A 22,453-nucleotide genomic window follows, 5' to 3' on the forward strand; every position below is an offset into this window, starting at 1 on the left:
TGTAGAAAATAGTGATAAACAGGTGTTTTCTCTGACATCAGGTAAACTGATTATATCCCAAGAATTTAGCGTGGCAGCCCGGTTGCAATGTTAAATAAGCAGGGAATAGCAGTCACTCAAAATAGGAATTTTTATGGAGCTAAATCCGGTATTTGCCCGTCGTCTCTATCTCTGCTGGTTAATCAGCAGTGGTGACTCGCTTAATGTGCCGCGTTTGATGGAATTGACAGGTTGGCCACGGCGAACCTTGCAGGATGTCTTGAAGGCGCTGCCCGGTTTGGGCATCACTCTGACTTTTGTACAACATGGGGTGCGCAATAACGCAGGCTACTACCAGTTGGATAACTGGGGACCACTGAACAAAAAATGGATATATGACAACCATGATTTTATTTTAGCAGCCATTGAGTAGCCTTACAGATAGCGAATAGTTTGGTCGCTATTAAATAATAGGGTGGTGGTTAGTACTTTTTATTTTCCAAAAACATGATGGTTGCCGCCACTCGCGAACGTACATTTAACTTACGTAATAAATTGCGGATATGCACTTTTACGGTTTCTTCTGAAATGTGTAACTCAAACGCCACCTGCTTATTGGACATCCCGCGCGCCACTTCTTGCAACACATCTAATTCGCGCTCAGTTAACTCAGCGAAAGGATTAATTTCTTCATGGCGGGAAGATAAATACTGTGCAACCTCATTGCTGAATACATTCTCGCCATGTGCTGCCCGGCGGATATTTTCCAGTAATATTTCCGGTTCGCTGTCTTTGAGCAGATAACCATCAGCACCGGCATCAATCATGGCATATACATCGCTGCGAGCATCAGAAACCGTCAGCACGATAATCCGCGCATCAATCCCGTCATGTCGCAATGCTTTGAGTGTATCCAGCCCGGACATTCCCTTCATATTTAGGTCGAGCAGAATCACATCCGGCTGACATTTGGCCGCTTCGGTAATGGCCTCACTGCCGCAGTTGGCTTCAGCAACGACATCAAAGCTGTGGTCCATCTCAAGTAATTGCCTGATACCACGGCGCATCAGTGGATGGTCATCAACGATCATAATAGTGTAACTATTGGTCATATAAGTAATGTCCCTGTAACCGATATATACCTCTCATCTTACAAATTGCAGCGGCGTTGGCGGTTGGCGTTACTCGCCCTGTAAACGGTGAGCAAATCTGCTCCCGACCGATTTATTGCTTGCTTGCCGCCTTCCTGCATTTTGCAATCTATTGGGCATAGACGTTGAATATTTGGTTGTTGAATACAGATTATTTTCGATAGCCAATTTAGCTGGCTACGTTATCCATTATTGTTAGTAAAACTGCGATCTAAGTGTACCTCAAAACTGAGGCCAAACTCATTTAACCGCAAGAGTTTACCTGAAGAATTAATTACCAAAAACGCATTTTATTTGATAGCCATTCTCATTAGGTAAATCGTTATATAAAAAAGGTAATAACGCAAATAGATTTAACAGCGACAAACTGCGTAAATAACCACTAAATTAATTGATCTTGCTCAATATCTACTACTGATTAACCCTAAAGAGTAATTATTTTATTACTCATTATTCTGTATCTAATACCCCAACACTGGGGAATCTTTTTAATAAAAATAAGAATTATTATCATTCAGAGTGTGGGCATCTGAGCTTTCTCTATCGCACATGCGGGCGCGCCAGTAGATGTTAAGGATATCAGTATGACTGATTTATCACGGCGTAAATTGCTGACTGGCTTTTGGCAAGCAGATAAACGAGAACTTTCAGCGCATAGACCCCCCTGGTCGGTGATGGAAGCGGATTTTATTGCTGGCTGTACCCGTTGTCATGCCTGTGTGACTGCCTGTGAAACCGGTGTATTAGGGGTGGGCAGTGGTGGATTCCCCGAAATAGATTTCCAACGTGCTGAATGTAGTTTTTGCCAAGCCTGTGTGCAGGTATGTGAAGCGGGGGTGTTTACCGCGACAGATCGCGTGCCGTGGCAGTTTAAAATCAACATTTCAGCGCACTGTTTACCTTTTCACAATATTGAATGCCGTAGCTGTCAGGATAGCTGTGAGACCCGGGCAATTCTATTTCGTCCGCGCTTAAACGGCATTGCTCAGCCCGAATTAGACCTCCCTGCTTGTAACGGATGTGGTGCCTGTGTATCCAGTTGCCCAGTTCAGGCAGTAACCCTTACCCGGAGTGAAGATGGACGATAACGAATGGCATGTCTGTGGATTGGTGCTGCAAGCCAAACCGGCGCGAATTGCACAACTGATCGACGACCTGTTGGCTATTCCGGGAACAGAAATACCCACCAGTGATGCTGCTCTGGGCAAATTGGTGGTGGTTATGCAGGCAGCGCGCTCAGACGTGCTCCTGAATCATATTGAGTCAGCACGTAATCTGGATGGTGTGCTGGCCGTATCGCTGGTTTATCACCAGCAGGAAAGCCAAGGTGAGGAAATACCATGAAACTCAGCCGCCGGGATTTTATGAAGGCCAATGCTGCAGTAGCCGCAGCCGCAGCCGCCGGATTGACCATACCTACAGTCGCTAAAGCCGTCGTGGGTGAGACCACAAATGCAATAAAATGGGATAAAGCACCTTGCCGATTCTGTGGTACTGGCTGCGGTGTATTGGTCGGAACACAAAATGGCCGCATTGTGGCGTCGCAAGGGGACCCGGACTCACCGGTTAACCGTGGGCTGAACTGCGTCAAAGGCTATTTCCTGCCGAAAATCATGTATGGCAAAGACCGCCTGACTCAACCGCTGCTGCGCATGAAAGACGGTCAGTATGATAAAGAAGGTGATTTTACTCCGATCAGTTGGGAGAAAGCCTTTGATATCATGGAGCTGAAATTCAAAAATGCGCTAAAAGAAAAAGGCCCAACCTCGGTGGGGATGTTCGGCTCCGGCCAATGGACGGTATGGGAGGGCTATGCGGCTTCCAAGTTGCTGAAAGCAGGCTTCCGCTCCAACAACCTGGATCCAAACGCGCGTCATTGTATGGCCTCTTCGGTGGTAGGTTTTATGCGTACCTTTGGTATGGATGAACCTATGGGTTGCTTCGATGATATTGAAGAAGCAGATGCATTCGTGCTCTGGGGTTCCAATATGGCGGAAATGCACCCGATTTTGTGGTCGCGCATGACCAGCCGTCGCCTGACCGATGACAATGTCAGAATCGCTGTCCTTTCCACCTTCGAACACCGTAGTTTTGAACTGGCAGATAACCCGATCGTTTTCACACCGCAGACCGATCTGGCCATCATGAATTACATTGCCAATTACATTATCCAGAATAATGCCGTTGATCAGGGCTTCCTCGACCGCCATGTGAATTTCCGCCGTGGTGCCACCGATATCGGTTATGGCCTGCGCCCAACCCATCCATTGGAAAAAGCTGCCAAGAATCCGGGTAGTGATGCCTCCGAGCCGATGAGTTTTGATGATTTCAAAGCGTTTGTCGCCGAATATACCCTAGAGAAAACCGCTAAAATGAGCGGTGTGCCGGAGGACCAACTGGTGTCTTTGGCGCAGTTGTATGCCGATCCGAAAGTAAAATTAGTCTCCTACTGGACTATGGGCTTTAACCAACACACCCGTGGAGTTTGGGCCAACAACATGTGCTACAACCTGCACCTGTTAACCGGCAAAATCTCTAAACCGGGGTCTGGTCCATTCTCTCTGACCGGCCAGCCTTCTGCTTGTGGCACGGCCCGTGAAGTGGGAACCTTCTCCCATCGCCTACCGGCAGATATGGTAGTTACCAACGAAAAACATCGCCAGATTGCTGAAACCAAGTGGCAACTGCCTGCCGGTACTATCCCTGAGAAAGTGGGGTTGCATGCAGTGGCGCAAGACCGCGCGCTGAAAGACGGTACCCTTAATGCTTACTGGGTAATGTGTAATAACAACATGCAAGCGGGTCCGAATATCAATGAAGAGCGCATGCCGGGTTGGCGTGATCCACGCAACTTTATTGTGGTTTCTGATCCCTATCCCACGGTCAGTGCGCTGGCTGCTGATCTGATTCTACCGACGGCAATGTGGGTGGAAAAAGAAGGCGCTTATGGTAATGCTGAACGGCGCACCCAATTCTGGCGTCAGCAAGTCCCGGCACCGGGCGAGGCGAAATCTGACTTATGGCAGATTATTGAGTTCGCCAAACGCTTTAAGGTTGAAGAGGTTTGGCCTGCTGAGTTGGTCGATAAGAAACCAGAATATCGCGGTAAGACGCTGTATGACGTGTTGTTTGCCAACGATGTGGTAAGCAAATACCCGCTGAGTGAAATCCCTGCCGATCAATTGAATGACGAAGCACGCGATTTCGGCTTCTACATTCAGAAAGGGCTGTTTGAAGAGTATGCCGATTTTGGTCGCGGACACGGCCATGATTTAGCGCCGTTTGACCGTTATCACCAAGAGCGCGGTCTGCGCTGGCCGGTAGTCAATGGTAAAGAAACGCTCTGGCGTTACCGTGAGGGGTTCGATCCTTTCGTGCCGAAAGGCGAAGACGTGCGTTTCTACGGTAAACCTGATGGCAAGGCAGTAATTTTTGCGCTGCCCTACGAGCCTGCGGCTGAAAGCCCGGATCAGGAATATGACCTGTGGCTCTCTACCGGCCGTGTGCTGGAGCATTGGCATACCGGTTCAATGACCCGTCGCGTCCCTGAGTTACACCGCGCTTTCCCTGAAGCGGTGCTATTCATTCACCCACTGGATGCCAAAGCCCGCGATTTGCGGCGTGGTGACAAAGTGAAAGTGATTTCACGCCGTGGTGAAGTTATCTCATTGGTGGAAACCCGTGGCCGTAACCGCCCACCGCAAGGACTGGTGTATATGCCGTTCTTCGATGCTGCACAATTGGTCAATAACCTGACGCTGGATGCCACCGATCCGTTATCCAAAGAAACTGACTTCAAAAAATGTGCAGTGAAATTGGCGCGGGTAGTGGCGTAATTGAGATTGCCTGCCCTGCGGGGTGGGCATGAGCAGCCAGTTATAACCCTTATCCAGGGATGCTCAGGAAAAGACGGTGTACTCAGGAGAAAATAATGAATAACACGATTTTTAAATCATTAAACCGCCGGTTTTTGTCAGTCATATCGCTGCTGGTGGTGTTGGTGATCGCCGGTGCAGCCACTGCTGCCAGCAATGTTGAGATGGACTTGACTCAATCACCAGAAGTCTCTGGCACGGCTGAAGGCAAAGTGAAAATGCCGAAACAGCAACAGCGCATGGCATTGAACTATGTTAACCAACCCCCGCTTATCCCGCATAGCGTGGATGGCTATCAAATCAGTAAAAATACCAACCGTTGCCTGCAATGCCATGGTGTGGAGCACTATCGCACCACTGGAGCACCGCGTGTCAGCCCAACTCACTTTATTGACCGTGATGGCAAAGTATCGAGCGAAGTCTCACCACGTCGCTATTTCTGTCTGCAATGCCATGTGCCACAAACCGATGCCGCGCCGATTGTCGGTAACAGCTTCCAGCCAGCCCCTGGCTTTGGCCAATAACCGAAATGAGCGATAAGCGAGATAAGTTATGAGCGAAACTAAAAAGCCCGGTGTTATCAGACGTACATGGCAGTGGTGGCGCAGGCCAAGCCGGCTGGCGCTCGGGACTTTACTGCTGATTGGCTTTGTCAGTGGCATCATTTTCTGGGGTGGATTTAACACCGGTATGGAGATGGCGAATACTGAGAAATTCTGTATTAGCTGCCATGAGATGAAAGATAACGTTTATCAGGAATATATGGGGACCATCCATTACAGCAACCGCAGTGGTGTGAAGGCGACCTGCCCGGATTGCCATGTTCCCCATGAGTGGGGGCCAAAGATGCTGCGTAAGATCAAAGCGAGTAAAGAGCTGTATGCCAAGGCCTTTGGTTTAATTGATACCCCGCAGAAGTTTGAAGCTCACCGCCTGACCATGGCCGAAAATGAGTGGGCGCGGATGAAAGCCAATGGCTCGCAAGAATGCCGCAATTGCCATAATTTCGACAATATGGATTTCACCGCCCAAAAAACGGTGGCGGCAAAAATGCACAGTCAGGCGATAACCGAAGGGAAAACCTGTATCGACTGCCACAAAGGGATCGCTCATAAGTTGCCGGATATGAAGGATGTTCCTACCGGCTTCTAACCGACCTCTTTCGTCGTACTTTTCGCTGTTGAGATGCCCTGTTGACGTTGTGTCGACAGGGCATTTTTATTGCTTTATTGTGTCACTGCTCGCATAATGAGACCTGTTAACAGGTCTTTTTGAGGTGCCTATGCCAAGTATAATTTTGACTGATACCAGTGCCAGCGTGAGCGAACTGAAAAAAAATCCAATGGCAACAGTGAACGCTGGGGCCGGTTTCCCCGTAGCTATCCTGAACCGCAATCAACCCGCATTCTATTGTGTACCCGCAGAACTATATGAACAAATAATGGAAGCGCTTGATGATCACGAATTAGCTGAGTTGGTTAACAGGCGGCGCCATCAACCCTTGCTTGATATCGATTTGGATAGCTATCTATGACCTATGCCGTTAAGTTCAGAGAAGAAGCGCTAAAGGAATGGCACAAACTGGATAAGACGATACAACAGCAATTTGCCAAGAAATTAAAAAAGTGCAGCGATAATCCGCATATTGAAAGCGCTAAACTACGTGGTATGAAAAACTGCTACAAAATTAAATTACGATCCTCTGGATTTCGATTAGTGTATGAAGTTATCGATGATGTGTTGATCGTTGCTGTGGTTGCAGTAGGAAAAAGAGATCGTAGCGAGGTGTATAACCTTGCAAGTGACCGATTACGCTAATGACTATTAACCAGATTAAAGAAGGGTTTATGTCAGTCAAAATTGAAAATATTCAGAGCGAATTATTATCCAAGAACTGGTTCCAGCTACACAAATACACTTTTAATTTAATTACCGATAACGGAAAGTCAGTACAACAGGTTCGCGAAGTGTATGACCGGGGTAACGGCGCAACCATCTTGCTGTATAACCGCCAGAAGGGCACCGTGGTGCTGATTGAGCAATTTCGCATGCCAACCTATGTGAATGGCAATCCTGGTGGCATGTTGCTGGAAGCCTGTGCCGGTTTACTGGATAACGACTCACCGGAAGAGTGTATCCGCCGTGAAGCGATGGAAGAGACCGGCTACCAGGTTGATAAGGTGCAGAAGCTGTTTGAAGCTTATATGTCGCCGGGTGGCGTGACTGAAATCGTCTATTTCTTTGCGGCGGAATATCATCCAGATCAGAAAATCACTGATGATGTCGGCGTGGAGGATGAGGTGATCGACGTGGTTGAATTGCCGTTCAGCGAAGCCATTGCCATGATTGCTGATGGCCGCATTAAAGATGGTAAGACGATCATGCTATTGCAATACGCCCAAATTCATAATTGGTTCAAATAAATACCTTTCTTACCGATATTGCCGTGTTATTAGCGGCATTTATTCCCCCTATTGTTGACCATCCTCTCTGATTGATAAGTAAATTCTTCAATTGAAGCAAAAATGTTATGCAGAGTATGGCCTGCTTCATAGATTGTGATAAATCACTCACTATACTGGTTCTGTTATTGGTCATATATACCCTTCGACCTTGAAGTCGCTGTGGTGTTAGCGACGTTTATTCACCCGAATCACTTACCTGAGTAAGATTATCGGGATTCGTTTGCTTGCTGCCTGCCTGCGATTTCAAGTTCCTTGGGTATAACCTTGAATAATAAAAGCAAAGGGAACCTACAATGGACGAACAGTTGAAACAGAGTGCGCTTGATTTTCACCAATATCCAACCCCAGGGAAAATTCAGGTGTCGCCAACCAAACCGCTAGCAACCCAACGGGATTTGGCGCTGGCCTACTCGCCTGGAGTGGCAGCACCGTGTTTGGAAATTGCCGCTGATCCTTTGGCTGCTTACAAATACACGGCTCGCGGTAATTTGGTCGCTGTGATTTCCAATGGTACTGCGGTGCTGGGGCTGGGTAATATCGGCGCATTGGCCGGTAAACCGGTCATGGAAGGCAAGGGCGTGCTGTTTAAGAAATTTTCAGGTATTGACGTGTTTGACATTGAAGTGGATGAACTCGATCCAGACAAACTGATTGATATTATCGCGTCTCTGGAACCGACATTCGGTGGCATTAATCTGGAAGATATCAAAGCGCCGGAATGTTTTTATATTGAGCAGAAATTGCGTGAACGCATGAAGATCCCGGTATTTCACGATGATCAGCATGGCACGGCGATTATCTGTACCGCTGCGGTACTCAATGGTCTGCGGGTGGTGAAGAAAGATATCGGCGATGTGAAACTGGTGGTGTCCGGGGCAGGGGCGGCATCGATTGCCTGTTTAAACCTGCTGGTGGCGCTGGGATTAAAGCATCACAATATCACTGCATGCGATTCCAAAGGTGTGATTTATAAAGGCCGTGAAGCCAATATGGCACAAACCAAAGCGGCGTATGCGATTGAAGATAATGGTCAGCGTACACTGGGTGATGCGATGCCAGGTGCGGACATCTTCCTCGGCTGTTCTGGTCCGGGCGTTTTAACTCAGGACATGGTGAAAACCATGGCACCTAACCCACTGATTTTGGCACTGGCGAACCCGGAACCCGAAATCCTGCCGCCGTTGGCGAAAGCGGTGCGCCCTGATGCGATTATTTGCACTGGCCGCTCGGATTATCCGAATCAGGTTAACAACGTACTGTGCTTCCCGTTCATCTTCCGTGGCGCGCTGGATGTCGGGGCCACCACTATTAATGAAGAGATGAAACTGGCTTGTGTCCATGCCATTGCGGATCTGGCGCTGGCTGAACAGAGCGATGTTGTGGCCTCCGCTTATGGTGAGCAAGATCTGTCCTTTGGCCCTGAGTACATAATTCCTAAACCATTCGACCCACGCCTGATTGTAAAAATTGCACCGGCAGTGGCTAAAGCGGCGATGGACTCTGGTGTGGCAACCCGGCCAATCGCAGATTTCAGTGCTTACATCGAAAAGCTGTCTGAATTTGTCTACAAAACTAACCTGTTTATGAAACCTATCTTCTCGCAGGCGAAGAAAGAGATGAAACGGGTGGTATTGGCGGAAGGGGAAGAAGAGCGGGTGCTGCATGCCACTCAGGAGTTGATCTCGCAGGGGTTGGCTTATCCTATTCTGATTGGTCGCCCGAGTGTGATTGAGACCCGACTGAAGAAGTTGGGCCTACAAATTACAGCGGGTAAAGACTTTGAAGTGGTTAACAACGAATCCGATCCGCGTTTTAACGAATACTGGCAAGAGTATTATCAAATCATGAAACGCCGTGGCGTTTCGCAAGAGCAAGCCCGCCGCGCCGTGATTGGTAATCCAACGTTGATTGGTTCGATCATGGTGCACCGTGGTGAAGCTGATGCGATGATTTGTGGCACTATCGGTACCTATCATGAACATTACGATGTGGTAGAGAAAGTGTTCGGTTTCCGTGAAGGTGCTCATGTGGCGGGTGCGATGAATGCACTGTTGCTACCCACCGGTAACACCTTTATTGCAGATACTTATGTCAACGATGATCCGACACCTGAGCAGTTGGCTGAGATTACCTTAATGGCTGCTGAAACCGTGCGTCGCTTCGGGATTGAACCGAAAGTGGCACTGTTATCTCATTCAAGTTTTGGCACCTCAGACTGCCCAGCCGCACGTAAAATGCGCCGCACGTTGGAGTTGGTTAATCAGATGGCGCCAGAGCTGGAAATTGACGGTGAAATGCACGGTGATGCCGCGCTGGTGGAAAGTATTCGCCATAACCTGATGCCAGACAGCCCATTGAAAGGTGCTGCCAACGTGTTGATTATGCCGAATATGGAAGCGGCACGTATCAGTTACAACCTGCTGCGGGTGACATCATCGGAAGGGGTAACGGTTGGGCCTGTGCTGATGGGCGTGGCGAAACCGGTGCATATTTTGACGCCAATTGCTTCGGTGCGCCGGATCGTGAATATGGTGGCGTTAGCGGTGGTTGAAGCGCAGACCGAACCTTTATAAATACGCTTTGTCCTTAGCATTGCCGCGTTGTTAGCGGCAATGCTCACCCGAATTACTTACCTCAACCCGCTTCGGCGGGTTTTTGCTTATAGGCTTCTGGCCGCTTGCTGTAACCACTTATCCAGTTCGTTGGCAAATTGCTGGCGGTCACGCTGATTTAAAGTGTTAGGCCCACCGGTTTGGATACCGCTGGCGCGCATGGTATCCATAAAGTCACGCATATTCAGCCGTTCACGGATGGTATCTGGCGTATAGCGCTCACCCCGTGGATTCAGGGCGATACCGCCTTTCTCTATCACCTCTGCCGCCAACGGGATATCTGCGGTTATCACCAGATCATTTTTCTCCACCCGCTGCACAATTTCGTTATCGGCAACATCAAAACCGGAGGCGACTTGCAGGGTACGGATAAATTTTGATGGCGGGGTTTTCAATGGCTGATTAGCCACCAGCGTGACCATCATGCCGGTACGATCTGCGGCACGGAATAACACCTCTTTAATCACATTCGGACAGGCGTCCGCATCAACCCAAATTTGCATCAGTGTTGTTCTCCGATCGCTAGCCACTCTTTTACTGGCAGAAAATCGCGATACAACGCCGCTTCAGCGCTATCTTCTGCCGGCTGATAGTTATATTCCCAGCGCACCAATGGTGGCAGAGACATTAAAATAGATTCGGTACGACCACCGGTTTGCAAACCGAACAAGGTGCCGCGGTCCCACACCAGATTAAATTCTACATAACGCCCACGGCGATAAAGCTGGAACTGGCGCTCCTGCTCACCCCAACTCAATGCTTTGCGCCGTGCAACAATTGGCATATAAGCGTCAAGGAAACCATCGCCCACCGCCTGAGTGAAGCGGAAACAGGTATCAAAATCAGGGCTATTCAAGTCATCGTAAAACAGGCCGCCAATGCCACGCGCTTCATTACGGTGCTTGATATAAAAGTAATCGTCACACCATTTTTTATAGCGCGGGTAGACTTCTTTGCCGAAAGGTTGGCATAACTGATGGGCGGTCTGATGCCAGTGAATAGCATCTTCTTCAAAGCCGTAGTAAGGGGTTAAATCGAAACCGCCACCAAACCACCATACTGGATCTTCGCCGGGTTTCTCAGCAATAAAGAAACGCACATTGGCATGGCTGGTGGGCAGATAAGGGCTTAGCGGATGAATCACCAGCGACACCCCCAATGCCTGAAAACTACGACCGGCCAATTCGGGGCGATGTGCGGTAGCGGATGCGGGTAATGCTGCACCTGACACATGAGAGAAATTCACCCCTGCCTGCTCAAATACTGCTCCATTAACCAATACTCGGCTGCGCCCACCGCCACCTTCTTCGCGGGTCCAGGTCTCTTCTGTGAAGGTCGCCCGGCCATCGGCATGTGTCAGTGCGGCACAGATTTTATCCTGCAAAGCCAGCAGGTAGGTTTTGATTTGAGCGATATCGGGTGAATTCATCAGCGGGGGTTCTATTAGCTTGCAAATATTTAGGGGCCAAGTATACCTCGATTCGCCGCCATTATTGTACTTTCTGTGTGGATTCGCGGGTATTAAGCCGCAAGATCGGCAAGATTTATCTGCTTCTTCTCAAATATCATTACTCACTATCACAGTGGGAAATATCACTTTAATATTGCGTGATATAATATTGCCACGATAATCAGAATATCCATATTACTCAAGGGTGCGAACATCCATGGAAATCCGCGTATTTCAGCAAGACGATTTTGAAGAAGTGATTCTGCTGTGGGAGCATTGCGACTTGCTGCGGCCTTGGAATGATCCAGAAATGGATATTGAGCGTAAGTTGAATCACTCGCCCGAACTGTTTTTAGTGGCGGAAGTGAGCGGTGCCATTGTGGGTTCAATCATGGGCGGTTACGACGGTCACCGTGGCTCGGCTTATTATCTGGGGGTCCATCCTGATTTCCGTGGTCGTGGCTTTGCCAATGCGCTGATCAGCCGCCTGGAAAAGAAATTAATTGCCCGTGGCTGCCCGAAGCTGAATATCATGGTGCGCGAAGACAATGATGCGGTGATCGGCATGTATGAAAAGCTGGATTACGAAACCCAAGACACGATTATGCTGGGCAAACGACTGATTGTGGATCAGGAGTATTGAGGGTTTAATTGGTTGAATTTAAAGGATATTGATTTTAAATTCACTTTTGATTCGATAGCGCCACTGGCTGAAATGACCGAGCAACAGATAAGGTGATTCCAGCCTTTATCTAAAAAATTTCAGCCACCAATTTTTCTGTTTCCAGCTGTTTTTCTCTCCTCAAATCGACCTTATTTGCCATAACTTATCTATGCGCATAGATAAATAAAATCTTTTTTGCCACACTCTTGCCACAGTTAGAAATAAAAGAGTGCAGAATGGCGACGATCCGCAAGCGTGGTGCCTATCAATGGGAAACTCAAATCCGTAAACGTGGCTTCCCGTCACAAACTAAAACGTTTAATACCAAAGCCGAGGCTGATGCCTGGGCAAAAATGGTTGAGTCGGAAATGGCTCGCGGCGTGTGGCTTAGTCGTAGCGAATCGGAATCGACAACGCTATATGACTCGCTTGTGCGTTATGAAAATGAAATTGTCGCCAACAAAAAGGGTGCGGTGCAAGATAGGTCTATTATCCGTATCTTTAAACGGCAACCATTAGCCAGATGTTATATGGCCAGTATTCGTAGTGCCGATGTCGCCAAATTAAGAGACTAATGGCTAAAAGACTATGCGCCGGCTACGGTGCTACGTCGCTTATCTCTGCTTTCCCACTTATTTAATATTTCCCGCAAAGAGTGGGGAATGGAAAGCCTGATTAATCCTGTTGATCTGATCCGCAAACCCCAACCCGATAATGCACGTACACGGCGTATAGCTGTTGAAGCTATTCAAGCCGTAGATGAATCGGGTAATGAGGTTAAAACGCCAAGAAATACCGCTCAGGACGAAATCGAGCGAATTATTACCAATACTCAATCTCCGATATTGCCATCAGCGGTTTGCCTGGCGTTGGAAACGGCTATGCGACGTGGTGAAATTGTTGGGTTACGCTGGAAATATGTCGATTTAAAGCTGCGTGTCGCTCATCTGCCCAAAACAAAAAATGGTGATTCGCGTGATGTGCCGCTTTCTTCAAAGGCGGTGGCAGCATTAGAAAAGTTAAAGGTTATCGCGGAGGTCAGGGAAGAGGACGAGAATTCAACTGATGATCGGGTATTTAAAGCCCGAGTTGACGCAATAAGCTGTGCATTCGATAGAGCCAGAAAGCGCGCTCGTAAGTTGTATGAGCAAGAATGTGCTGCTTCAGGAAAGAAAGCCAACTCGGATTATTTACTGGATTTGCGATTCCACGATTTACGCCATGAAGCCACATCACGCCTGGCTGAAATCTTTCCCATGCACGAACTCACAAAAATAACTGGCCACAAAGACCCTAGAATGTTGATGAGATACTATCATCCTAGGGCAGAGGATTTGGCTAAGAAGTTACTATAGTTCAGAATTGTATAGTTCCCTTGAATATTATTGACCTATGTGTAATAAATACTTAGTTACATTTCAACCGGACAAACGATTAGCAGAGAATTTTAATAAAGCTTGAATGACGTCTCATTGAGTCACTTAATACCGAGATGTAACTATTTCTCTTGTGTCTATTTTTATACGTAAACCAAATTCTTGAAATATCAACTTCTTACTAACTAAAGGATTTTGAGAAGCAATGTTAAATCAAACATTTTCTAGTAGTAATTTGATTAGGCTATTGAATAAAGATGATCCGAGAAAATTTAGGATTGGTAGAAATAGTGATGAGTACATTATAAATTTAAAACAATGCGCAGATAGAATAAATGAAGACGCCTATTTATTCTCGGGATGTCATCAGTCAAAAATAAATGGGAAAAATATATTTATTTTAAAAGAGTTTGTAGACTTGATTTCTATAAGGAAAGCTAATGATAATATTAAAAGAATATTTAGTATAAAACAAGCAGATAGAAATGACATTGTTACTCGTGTAAAAATAATGCTATCTGAGCCCATACCATTTTATATATATAAGCTAGATATAAAAAGTTTTTATGAAAGTATTGACAGAGGTTTTATCCTAAAAAAGATATATTCTAATTCATTAGTCTCTTATAGAACCAAGAGAGTTATAAATAAATTCTTTGAAACTGATGAAATTAAAAATATTAATGGATTGCCACGAGGTGTTGGCTTAAGTGCAACTTTGTCAGAGTTATTTCTGGAGGGTTTTGATAAAATTATAAAGATAAATAGCAATATATATTACTACTCTAGATATGTTGATGACGTAATTATATTTAGTCATAAAAAAATTGATGACTTTATTGCTTTTTTTGAAAAATTATTACCTGGTAGTTTGAGTTTAAATAAAGATAAATGTCGGGAAATTATTATTCACAATGAAAAATCTAAGAATTCCTCACAATCATTTAGTTATTTAGGATACAACTTCACAGTAAAAAATGGTTTTACGGATAAAAATAATAGAGATTTATCATTAAAAATTGCTGAGTAAAAAATTAAAAAATTAAAGAAAAGGATAATTTTAACCCTTAAAAGTTATGCAAAAAACAAAGATGTTGAACTAGCTAGGAAGAGGTTTAAATATTTAACTGCAAATATTGCAATAGAAAAAAAACAAAATAAAAATGATGAAGAAAGAGGGGCTCTTTATAGTGGGATATATTATAATTATATACATCTAACAGAGTACACCCAATTACTGGAATTGGATGGTTTTAAGAGTAAGTGTTTGTTTTCAAAACGAGGAAGTTTAGGTAAAGGATTAATTTCTTGCAATCAGACCGATTTGAAATCTTTAAGAAAATATTCTTTCTTGAGTGGTTATAATAATAGAAGAAAAACAAAATTCACATATGCTGAATTGAAATTAATCTCTGCGTGTTGGTGATGATATGAAAATAAAAATAAAAAAAGATGATTATTATAGAGTTTTATTAACTGACACACTTCCTTATGAAGTGCCAATATTATTTAATAATGATTATTTTCATGGTATTTTACAAGATAGAGAATTGCCAGTGAAAATAAAAAACTTCTTCTTTAATGAAAATATTGTGGTAACAATCCCATATAATTATAGAATAAGGAAAGGAGAAAATAGTTTCCGAACATTAAGTATTATACATCCAATTTATCAGGTGAAAATATGTGATTTTTATAAAAAATATGAACATGTAATGATACACTCATGCACAAAAAGTCCATTATCATTAAGATATCCAAATAGAGTTGGAAACTATTATTATGAAAAAGATTTCTCTAGCAATAGAGTTTCATTCAAAGAGGGGGTTGTTGAGTTTAATCGTGATGGATTTGAAGTGCAAAGTCAGACTTCATCCTCTCACTTTTCATATAAAAAGTACCCATTTGTTTATAAATTTTATGAGTCATATGAATTTCATCGATTGGAAAGAAAATTTAGCAAATTGATGAAGTTGGATATTTCTAAGTGTTTTGGCCATATTTATACGCATAGTATATCTTGGGCTGTAAAGTCTAAAGAATACGCTAAGAAAAATACTAGTTATAACCACTTTGAGGGGCTATTTGATAAGATTTTCCAAAACTCAAACTATGGAGAAACTAATGGCATTTTGATCGGGCCTGAGGTGTCTAGAATATTTGCGGAAACAATATTTCAACGAATAGATCTAAATATAATAAATAAACTTTCTGACGTGTTCGAACTTGAATTAGAAAAGGATTATTCAATTAGACGCTATGTAGATGATTTTTTTGTTTTTTCAACGGATAATATAAATCTAGATAAAATAGAAAAAGTGGTTTCCACTGAGTTAGAGAAATATAAGCTTTATCTAAATGAATCAAAAAAAGAAATAATGGACAGGCCGTTTATTACAGGGACAACAATTGCAAAGTCAGAAATAAGAACTGCCGTTCAAGAAATATATGAACAACTTGTTGATGTTGACAAAGTTAAAATAATAAATGATGAATTTTTTTCTAAGAAAAAAATCACTGGAGATGAAGTTGATATAACATTACTCTTTCCACTAAGGAGAATTAGAAACAAGAGAGTGGAGGCTAATGAATTTATAAAGTCAATAAAGATGATTGTTAAAAGAAACTCAATAAGTTTTGACTATGTTTCGTCTTATTTACTAACCGCATTGAAGAATAAACTATTTAAAATAATAAAATCAGTGAGTGTGTTTGAGTTTGAGTTTGAGTTTGAAGAAAACCATAAAAATTCCGTTATTAGATTTTTTTCTATTTTTTTAGAAGTGGTATTTTTTGTTTACTCAATGGATAATAGAGTTAGACCGACATATTTAATATGTCAAATAATTTTGGAGATTAATTCCTTTGCTAAAAAACAGAGCGGAGAAATTTCTGAAGTTTTAAAGAAAAATGTTCTTGATGAGGTTATTATATCCCTTAAAGGAATGACTAGACTCTCAGATGGTGAACAAGTCGAATTCTCTAACTTATTAATATGTCTCAAAGAGTTAGGTGATGAGTATTCATTGAGTGAAGAGTATTTACTTAGTTTGCTTAACATTAATGAAGAATGCGATGATGAACTCAGCTATTTTCATATATGTAGTCTCCTATATTACATTGGTGATAATGTGGAATATAAAGGGATAATGAAAATCCTCACGGATACAATAGAGTTAAGGATGGCGAACAAAGATAAATAATTTAATGATTGTGAAAAAACTCTGATATTTATGGATTCAATGTCTTGCCCTGTTCTTGATAGGGAATTCAAAAGAAAAATATATAGAATTTTTTTTAATGATAGTAAGAAAAAACCAACACCAAATATAAATATAGATGAAATAATTAATTATTACAATGAGAATTTTTTTTCTTTAACTGGTATGGTTACACTGATTTAGAGCAAGTTTTATATAGAAAAGAGTTGCGTACTCCGTATGAGTAGCGTTAAAATTATTAAATCTTAAGGCTGCGAAGGTATTATCAATTTTTTTGATGGACCGAATTACGACGAGCAATCGTTGGCTTTTGAAAAGGATATTTTTAGGTAGCGCGATAAACTTGAAAATCACCTTTGATTAAGACACACTACTTGCCTTAGATTGGGATGGGCCAGTTATCTGGCCCTATCTTAATTTATTTTTTGAATCCAAATAAGTAGATAGAGTCTACCCCATCATTATATTTTTCGCGTGCTTCCATCTGGATATTTTTTAACCCACACCCCATTAACCTTCACCGGTTCCGGCAATCCAAGATCTCTATTCTCTTGAGCTGCCTTGGCTACAGCTGCGGCCATCAGCCTGTTGGCTTCTTCTCTGCCAATTAGGTCGATAATAGACTTTGCCATATTGTTCTCCCTTGAAGGTTAATAAATACTAACCTAGCACTGTTTAGTATAAATACAAGCCGATAGGAGCGATATGGATACTATTTCACGAGAGCCGACAACTTTGGCTGTCATGCTGGTTGAGGAGTTTATGAACCCAACCAATATTAGTCAGCCTATGCTTGCTGAAGGGCTTGGACTTTCTATTGAGCTGGTTAGGGCGATCTGTGAAGGAACTGATCGGATAAATTGTATTAGCTCAAACTCGACCTGACACTATTATATCACAGATCTATACCTAATCTGACAGGCTGCTCTGTGCCAGAAGCGGAAGTTGGATGCTGAGTGGTGGGAACAGTGATGCTCGAATCAAACTGATGATAACGACGTTTCTGAAAAATTATATAACCTTTTTAAACCTGTCCACTCAGGATTTCTGTAAATTCTCTGCGCTTCCTTGTTGCCCACTCAGGTTTGATGGAGAGCATTAAACTATATTGTTTTCGAAAATAAACATACCTGAATTCCGTTTCAGGTGAGCTATTCATAGCTGCATACTCTGTAGCCAGCCCAACCACACCACACTCAACAAACCAATAAAGAATCTCATCATCACTGAGGGTCACTTTACGCGCTATTTCGGCACCTCTTTCATTGACAATGAAATGATATTCTTTGCCATGAATTTCCAGATATGGAGTCGCCATACCATCAGATCTGTCAGGGATGGTGAAGTAATAATTGGGTCTTATTCCCCCTCCAATTCTTTCACCGATTTTGAGAAGTTCTGCGCGTAACTCTAGGATATTTTTCATGATTTATTTTTTTTGAGGGTTAACCATTCGTTCCAGACATGCTCCGCATCAATATCTTGATAGCCCCGGCTTTTAGTCATGTCTCTGGCAATTTGTGTCGGTAATTCAATAGCGGTAGCATTATCTCGTATCGCCTCAACCTCATGCCTCAGTAGTTCACGACCGGCCTCTTTCTCTTTTGCTTCAAGCAACGCAACAAGTGACGGGATGAATACAACAGCCATTTCAGTAAGTCTCCACTAATCACTAAATTTGAATCATTTTGGCATAAGTAGCAGGCTGTTATACACCCTTAAGAACCAATGAATAATGACGTACATTCCCTATGGCATCAGGTTCTGATGTCCGCATTTTGCTCTGAGCAGACCGAGATTTTCGAGAGGCAGGTAAGTGTCAGTAGCGGACACCCCCTACCATCGAGTGCCGACATGAGTATCAGCCAGTACGTCGCAATCCGCGAAGTAGCAGGTTCAGCGCGGTAATGGCTTTTGTCAGCCGCATCTCGCTTTCATCACCGTCGGCAATCCAGAATGCCGCTTCTGCCAGGCTACCGTAAATCAGCGAAGCCAATCCCTCCGGATCGACGTCATCAACGACACCTTGCTGAATCAGATTGCGAATCAGACACCGCATGGATTCCACGCAATGATGTTGCGATTCAGGTGAAGAACCGCCCAGTACCGCTTTTGCATCACGCAACACAATGCGCTGAAATTCAGGTTCCAGCGCCATCTTGAGGTAGGTTCGACAGCGGTTGCAAAAGCCCTCCCACGGATCCGCCGCATTACTGGAAATCGCCTGCAGGCGTTGATCCATCTCGTCATCGATCTGCTCCACAACTGCCGCCAGCAATCCTTTTTTGTCACCAAAATGATGATAAAGCGCACCACGGGTCAGCCCTACCTGCGCAGTCAGGTCATCCATCGAGGTTTCAGCGTAGCCATATTCGCAAAAAACCTTACGGGCAGTTGCTAACAATGTGGCTCTTGTCTCTTCCATCTCAGCGCGGGTTCGGCGAACCATAATTTTCTCCTTACATACGACATGAATGATTATTTACAAACACTCCGTATGAATATAGGATTGGATTCATACGCGTTGTATGTATTGTCGCTGTGTCACCTCATTGTGGCAAGCAAATGCTACCGGAGATTATGATGGCTAATCTGTATCGAGACCTTTTTTCTGTCCCTGGCACGGGACATTTTGCCGTTGCTGGTCTGCTTGCGCGGATCCCATTGCCGATGGCAGGCATCGGGATTATCACTCTATTTTCGCAGCAGTGCGGTGGCTATGGGCTGGCCGGAGCAATTTCCGCGACCTTTGTTCTGACCTACGCCCTGCTGTCACCGCGGATCTCCCGATATGTGGATCTTTATGGGCAATACCGGGTTTTGCCTGCGGCTACGGCTATCAGTGTCACCGGCTTTCTCATCCTCATAGCCTGCTCCCATTGGAATGTTGCCAACTGGGCCCTGTTTTTCGGCGCATTCCTGGCGGGGTTTATGCCCAGTATGTCTGCCATGGTACGGGCACGCTGGACGGCGCTGTACCGGGGCCAGCCGAGTTTGCAGACAGCCTATTCGCTTGAAACGGTGCTCGATGAGCTGACGTTTATTGTTGGCCCGCCCCTCTCGATTGGCCTTTCCATCGCGCTGTTTCCCCAAGCGGGTCTGCTGCTCACAGCATTTTTGCTGTTTTTAGGCGTGTTTGCACTGGTGATACAGCGCGGCACGGAACCTCCGATTATGGCGCTCTCCTGCTGCAAAATTGGCTCTGGTTCGGTCATTCGTATGGCAAGCGTACGGCTGTTGGCGCTGCTGATGGTGGCGATGGGCGTCATTGTCGGCACTGTTGATATCGTGAGTGTCGCCTACGCCGGACAACTGGGGCACCCGGCAGCTGCCAGCCTGGTTTTATCAGCGTATGCCGTTGGTTCGTGTCTATCCGGATTACTCTATGGCTCACTCAAACTGAAAACACCACTCCATCAGCTGTTGTGGTTGGGCGGGCTGGCAACTGCCACAACCACTGTCCCACTGATACTGGTCACAAATCTTACCGCGCTGGCGGCAGCCGTCTTGGTGGCGGGACTCTTTTTCGCCCCAACCATGATCGTGGCCATGTCGCTCATTGAACGCCTGGTTTCTGAAAGCCAGTTAACAGAGGGCATGACCTGGCTGCTGGCCGGGCTGAATGTGGGCGTTGCGCTGGGCGCCGCAATCGCCGGTCAGGTTGTTGATAGCAGTGGATCACGGGTTGGATTCTACGTCGCCTTATGTGCCGGAATCCTGGTACTGCTCATGGCACTTTTAAGTCATTTAACCCTGCACAAGCAGGATAATCGCGCCTGAGCTCGGTGCGTTCTCCAGGATCTGAATGATGAATACATTTTCTACCATGAAATCTGTTCGCAACTCTTGGACAGCAGTTATTGCTGTCGGTCTGGCGACTTTCTCTGTTGTCACAACAGAAATGCTCCCGGTGGGCTTGCTGACATCCATAGCCGGAACACTCTACATTACCACCGGAAGCGCAGGTCTGATGATTTCCCTGCCAGCATTGCTGGCAGCTTTATTCGCGCCATTCGTCGTCATTGCATCGGGTGGAATAGATCGCCGATGGATACTGTGTGGCCTGCTGGCGTTGCTGGTTATAGCAAATCTTGCCTCCGCGCTGGCACCAAATCTGATCTTAATGCTCGCAGCCCGGATTCTGGTTGGCTTCTGCATGGGGGGAATATGGGCAATCGCGGGCGGTCTTGCCTCACGTCTGGTTCCGGAGAATGCTATTGGCCTGGCAACCTCCATTATCTTCGGTGGTGTTGCTGCTGCATCGGTATTGGGTGTGCCCCTGGGGGCGTTTATTGGCGATGTCATCGGCTGGCGCTGGGCATTTGGAATCATGGCAATTTTCAGCGCATTGGTGCTGGTATTCCACCTTGCGGTCATTCCGGCGTTGCCCGTTACGGGTTCGGCTAACATTAGCCAGTTCACTGCCCAACTTGGCAACCGCAAAATACAAGCGGGCTTATTCCTGACGTTGCTGCTCGTAACAAGTCATTTCGTAGCGTTTACCTTTGTGCGCCCGCTACTGATCTCAGTGTCGGGATTTGATGCGCAGTGGATAGGTGCCATCTTGTTTGCCTACGGTGTCGCCGGTATCACTGGTAACTTTCTGGCGGGCATCACTGCAGCACGCTATACGACATTCACTCTGATTGTGATTGCGACAGGTCTTGTGTTAACGCCGTTACTGTTCATTACCACCGGGCAATCGGTCACAGGTGGTGGTGGTGTCCTCATCTTCTGGGGGCTGGCTTACGGTGGGCTTTCGGTCGGACTGATGACCTGGATGATGAAAGCCGCACCCCGTGCCGTGGAGATCGCTGCAGCGCTTTATGTCGGGGTATTCAATACAGGGATTGCGCTGGGATCATGGATCGGGGGTCAGATCGTAGATATGTTGGCCCTGACAGATACACTCTGGCTGGCCTGTGGGTTAGCGACTGCAGCCTTACTTTTGGCAGTGGCTGCTGGCCTGAATCGAGGTGATACGTAATAAGATCGGATCCTGCCCTGCCGCAGGGGCCATTACGGTCACTGACGTCTGCTGTTCGCTCAAAGCGGACCCTCAGTCCCAGTCCGCTCGGTACCTGAAGCGGACGTTGCTAACAACAGTCTGAGTTGATCAACGGGGAGCAGGTCAGACGCGTTATTTATTAAACAGCATTCATGTGAAAGTGCTTCACCTTTGGTGGCAAATTGCTTGCGAATTCGTTTGTCGTTTGCTCCAAATAGATAACACTCGCTAAGCCTCTTTCCTGATGGGTGCTTACGAACGGTCATTCTGTTTAGTCTTCATGAGTAAATCCCGAATTTTCGCAAGGTTTGAATTTTCGGGGACTGAATCCATGTACGGATCGCGCTCAAACACTAATTGCTCAGACTCAACGAAAGCCTGCCACTCGACTGGATCTAGCTCAAATTCCATCGCAGACATATCACTTTCATCTTCCCCCTCGATCCAGCGGACTAAATAAAACAATTCATCATCAGGAGAGTCATCATCGCCATCAACAATATCAACGTCGGTTACAGTGATGCGAAGGGTGGGATCGATTTTTGAGACATAAATCCCTAACTGCGGCATAGATGGAATATTGTTCATGAAAATTCCCTTTATTGGTGTTTGCTATTTGAATAAAAATACGCCAAACAGAGTGCTTGCTGTG

The 22,453-nt window shown here is 45.4% G+C and carries 24 protein-coding genes and 2 pseudogenes; 17 read left to right on the forward strand and 9 right to left on the reverse strand.

The genetic code is table 11. From position 1 onward, the window contains the following. Positions 1-133: 133 nt before the first annotated feature. Complete coding sequence (locus A6J67_RS09650) at positions 134-412, forward strand: winged helix-turn-helix domain-containing protein (RefSeq protein WP_005183867.1); 279 nt, start codon at positions 134-136, stop codon at positions 410-412. Positions 413-461: 49 nt separating this feature from the next. Here A6J67_RS09650 and narP read toward each other — a convergent pair whose 3' ends face one another. Next, positions 462-1,091 (reverse strand): nitrate/nitrite response regulator protein NarP, encoded by a 630-nt coding sequence (gene narP / locus A6J67_RS09655; protein ID WP_032905981.1) that lies wholly within the window; start codon positions 1,089-1,091, stop codon positions 462-464. 623 nt (positions 1,092-1,714) lie between these two features. Here narP and napF point away from each other — a divergent pair. The 9 genes from napF (at position 1,715) to maeB (ending at position 10,043) form a co-directional block, all read left to right on the forward strand. After that, positions 1,715-2,218, forward strand: a complete 504-nt coding sequence (gene napF, locus A6J67_RS09660) for a ferredoxin-type protein NapF (protein ID WP_042568395.1) — start codon at positions 1,715-1,717, stop codon at positions 2,216-2,218. Beyond that, positions 2,208-2,474, forward strand: coding sequence for a chaperone NapD (gene napD, locus A6J67_RS09665; RefSeq protein ID WP_032905977.1), 267 nt, complete (start codon positions 2,208-2,210; stop codon positions 2,472-2,474). The genes napF and napD overlap by 11 nt, the downstream gene beginning before the upstream one ends. Beyond that, positions 2,471-4,966 carry a nitrate reductase catalytic subunit NapA gene (napA, locus tag A6J67_RS09670; RefSeq protein ID WP_032905975.1) on the forward strand — a complete coding sequence of 832 codons (2,496 nt, stop codon included), beginning with the start codon at positions 2,471-2,473 and terminating at the stop codon, positions 4,964-4,966. The genes napD and napA overlap by 4 nt, the downstream gene beginning before the upstream one ends. Before the next feature lie 95 nt (positions 4,967-5,061). Further along, positions 5,062-5,529, forward strand: coding sequence for a nitrate reductase cytochrome c-type subunit (napB, locus tag A6J67_RS09675; protein ID WP_042568394.1), 468 nt, complete (start codon positions 5,062-5,064; stop codon positions 5,527-5,529). Between the two features lie 28 nt (positions 5,530-5,557). Continuing rightward, positions 5,558-6,157, forward strand: coding sequence for a cytochrome c-type protein NapC (napC, locus tag A6J67_RS09680; RefSeq protein WP_042568393.1), 600 nt, complete (start codon positions 5,558-5,560; stop codon positions 6,155-6,157). 130 nt (positions 6,158-6,287) lie between these two features. Next, entirely contained in the window at positions 6,288-6,539 is a 252-nt protein-coding gene (locus A6J67_RS09685; RefSeq protein ID WP_032905973.1) for a type II toxin-antitoxin system Phd/YefM family antitoxin, read from the forward strand. Then, the gene (locus tag A6J67_RS09690) at positions 6,536-6,823 is read left to right on the forward strand and encodes a type II toxin-antitoxin system RelE family toxin (RefSeq protein ID WP_042568392.1); all 288 of its coding nucleotides are present in this window, start codon (positions 6,536-6,538) and stop codon (positions 6,821-6,823) included. Before A6J67_RS09685 ends, A6J67_RS09690 begins: the two co-directional genes overlap by 4 nt. Before the next feature lie 29 nt (positions 6,824-6,852). Next, on the forward strand, positions 6,853-7,428 hold the full coding sequence (nudK, locus tag A6J67_RS09695) for a GDP-mannose pyrophosphatase NudK (protein WP_042570012.1): 576 nt from the start codon (positions 6,853-6,855) through the stop codon (positions 7,426-7,428). A 335-nt stretch (positions 7,429-7,763) separates the two neighbouring features. Further along, the gene (gene maeB / locus A6J67_RS09700) at positions 7,764-10,043 is read left to right on the forward strand and encodes an NADP-dependent oxaloacetate-decarboxylating malate dehydrogenase (RefSeq protein WP_005183822.1); all 2,280 of its coding nucleotides are present in this window, start codon (positions 7,764-7,766) and stop codon (positions 10,041-10,043) included. Positions 10,044-10,129: 86 nt separating this feature from the next. On the opposite strand, the gene A6J67_RS09705 is transcribed toward maeB, so the two are convergent. Beyond that, positions 10,130-10,585: a YaiI/YqxD family protein gene (locus A6J67_RS09705; RefSeq protein WP_032905970.1), complete on the reverse strand. Its 456-nt coding sequence runs from the start codon at positions 10,583-10,585 to the stop codon at positions 10,130-10,132. Then, positions 10,585-11,511: an oxygen-dependent coproporphyrinogen oxidase gene (gene hemF / locus A6J67_RS09710; RefSeq protein ID WP_005183819.1), complete on the reverse strand. Its 927-nt coding sequence runs from the start codon at positions 11,509-11,511 to the stop codon at positions 10,585-10,587. The genes A6J67_RS09705 and hemF overlap by 1 nt, the downstream gene beginning before the upstream one ends. Positions 11,512-11,749: 238 nt before the next feature. On the opposite strand from hemF, the gene A6J67_RS09715 reads away from it, so the two are divergent. The 4 genes and pseudogenes from A6J67_RS09715 (at position 11,750) to drt3b (ending at position 16,775) form a co-directional block, all read left to right on the forward strand. Then, entirely contained in the window at positions 11,750-12,175 is a 426-nt protein-coding gene (locus A6J67_RS09715) for a GNAT family acetyltransferase (protein ID WP_050073546.1), read from the forward strand. 257 nt (positions 12,176-12,432) lie between these two features. Beyond that, positions 12,433-13,551: pseudogene (locus A6J67_RS23865) on the forward strand (site-specific integrase). A gap of 226 nt (positions 13,552-13,777) precedes the next feature. Next, the gene (gene drt3a, locus A6J67_RS09725; RefSeq protein WP_192945369.1) at positions 13,778-14,602 is read left to right on the forward strand and encodes an antiviral reverse transcriptase Drt3a; all 825 of its coding nucleotides are present in this window, start codon (positions 13,778-13,780) and stop codon (positions 14,600-14,602) included. A gap of 400 nt (positions 14,603-15,002) precedes the next feature. Further along, positions 15,003-16,775, forward strand: a complete 1,773-nt coding sequence (gene drt3b / locus A6J67_RS09730) for an antiviral reverse transcriptase Drt3b (protein ID WP_226967893.1) — start codon at positions 15,003-15,005, stop codon at positions 16,773-16,775. Between the two features lie 479 nt (positions 16,776-17,254). Here drt3b and A6J67_RS23460 read toward each other — a convergent pair whose 3' ends face one another. Then, a complete protein-coding gene (locus tag A6J67_RS23460; protein WP_155487599.1) occupies positions 17,255-17,425 on the reverse strand; it encodes a hypothetical protein in 171 nt (56 codons plus the stop codon). A gap of 73 nt (positions 17,426-17,498) precedes the next feature. Between A6J67_RS23460 and A6J67_RS09735 the strand changes: the two genes are divergently transcribed. Further along, the gene (locus A6J67_RS09735) at positions 17,499-17,678 is read left to right on the forward strand and encodes a hypothetical protein (RefSeq protein ID WP_050881681.1); all 180 of its coding nucleotides are present in this window, start codon (positions 17,499-17,501) and stop codon (positions 17,676-17,678) included. Between the two features lie 139 nt (positions 17,679-17,817). Here the strand turns inward: A6J67_RS09735 and A6J67_RS09740 are convergent, their stop codons facing one another. The 3 genes from A6J67_RS09740 to A6J67_RS09750 all read right to left on the reverse strand — a co-directional run bounded on the left by A6J67_RS09740 (position 17,818) and on the right by A6J67_RS09750 (position 19,242). After that, entirely contained in the window at positions 17,818-18,219 is a 402-nt protein-coding gene (locus A6J67_RS09740) for an Imm63 family immunity protein (RefSeq protein WP_042569626.1), read from the reverse strand. Then, entirely contained in the window at positions 18,216-18,443 is a 228-nt protein-coding gene (locus tag A6J67_RS09745; RefSeq protein ID WP_050133773.1) for a hypothetical protein, read from the reverse strand. Before A6J67_RS09745 ends, A6J67_RS09740 begins: the two co-directional genes overlap by 4 nt. Before the next feature lie 211 nt (positions 18,444-18,654). After that, complete coding sequence (locus A6J67_RS09750) at positions 18,655-19,242, reverse strand: TetR/AcrR family transcriptional regulator (RefSeq protein WP_050883336.1); 588 nt, start codon at positions 19,240-19,242, stop codon at positions 18,655-18,657. 134 nt (positions 19,243-19,376) lie between these two features. On the opposite strand from A6J67_RS09750, the gene A6J67_RS09755 reads away from it, so the two are divergent. Both A6J67_RS09755 and A6J67_RS09760 read left to right on the forward strand, forming a co-directional pair. Then, positions 19,377-20,573 carry an MFS transporter gene (locus tag A6J67_RS09755; protein ID WP_080608149.1) on the forward strand — a complete coding sequence of 399 codons (1,197 nt, stop codon included), beginning with the start codon at positions 19,377-19,379 and terminating at the stop codon, positions 20,571-20,573. Positions 20,574-20,601: 28 nt separating this feature from the next. Continuing rightward, on the forward strand, positions 20,602-21,780 hold the full coding sequence (locus tag A6J67_RS09760; protein WP_080608150.1) for an MFS transporter: 1,179 nt from the start codon (positions 20,602-20,604) through the stop codon (positions 21,778-21,780). 152 nt (positions 21,781-21,932) lie between these two features. Here A6J67_RS09760 and A6J67_RS23675 read toward each other — a convergent pair. Continuing rightward, positions 21,933-22,067: pseudogene (locus A6J67_RS23675) on the reverse strand (site-specific integrase); the annotation flags it as partial. Further along, complete coding sequence (locus A6J67_RS09770) at positions 22,054-22,389, reverse strand: hypothetical protein (protein WP_050881687.1); 336 nt, start codon at positions 22,387-22,389, stop codon at positions 22,054-22,056. The gene A6J67_RS09770 and the pseudogene A6J67_RS23675, both read right to left, overlap by 14 nt. Between the last annotated feature and the right edge of the window lie 64 nt (positions 22,390-22,453).

It is taken from the genome of Yersinia sp. FDAARGOS_228 (genome assembly GCF_002073315.2).
Classification (GTDB): Bacteria; Pseudomonadota; Gammaproteobacteria; order Enterobacterales; family Enterobacteriaceae; genus Yersinia; species Yersinia intermedia.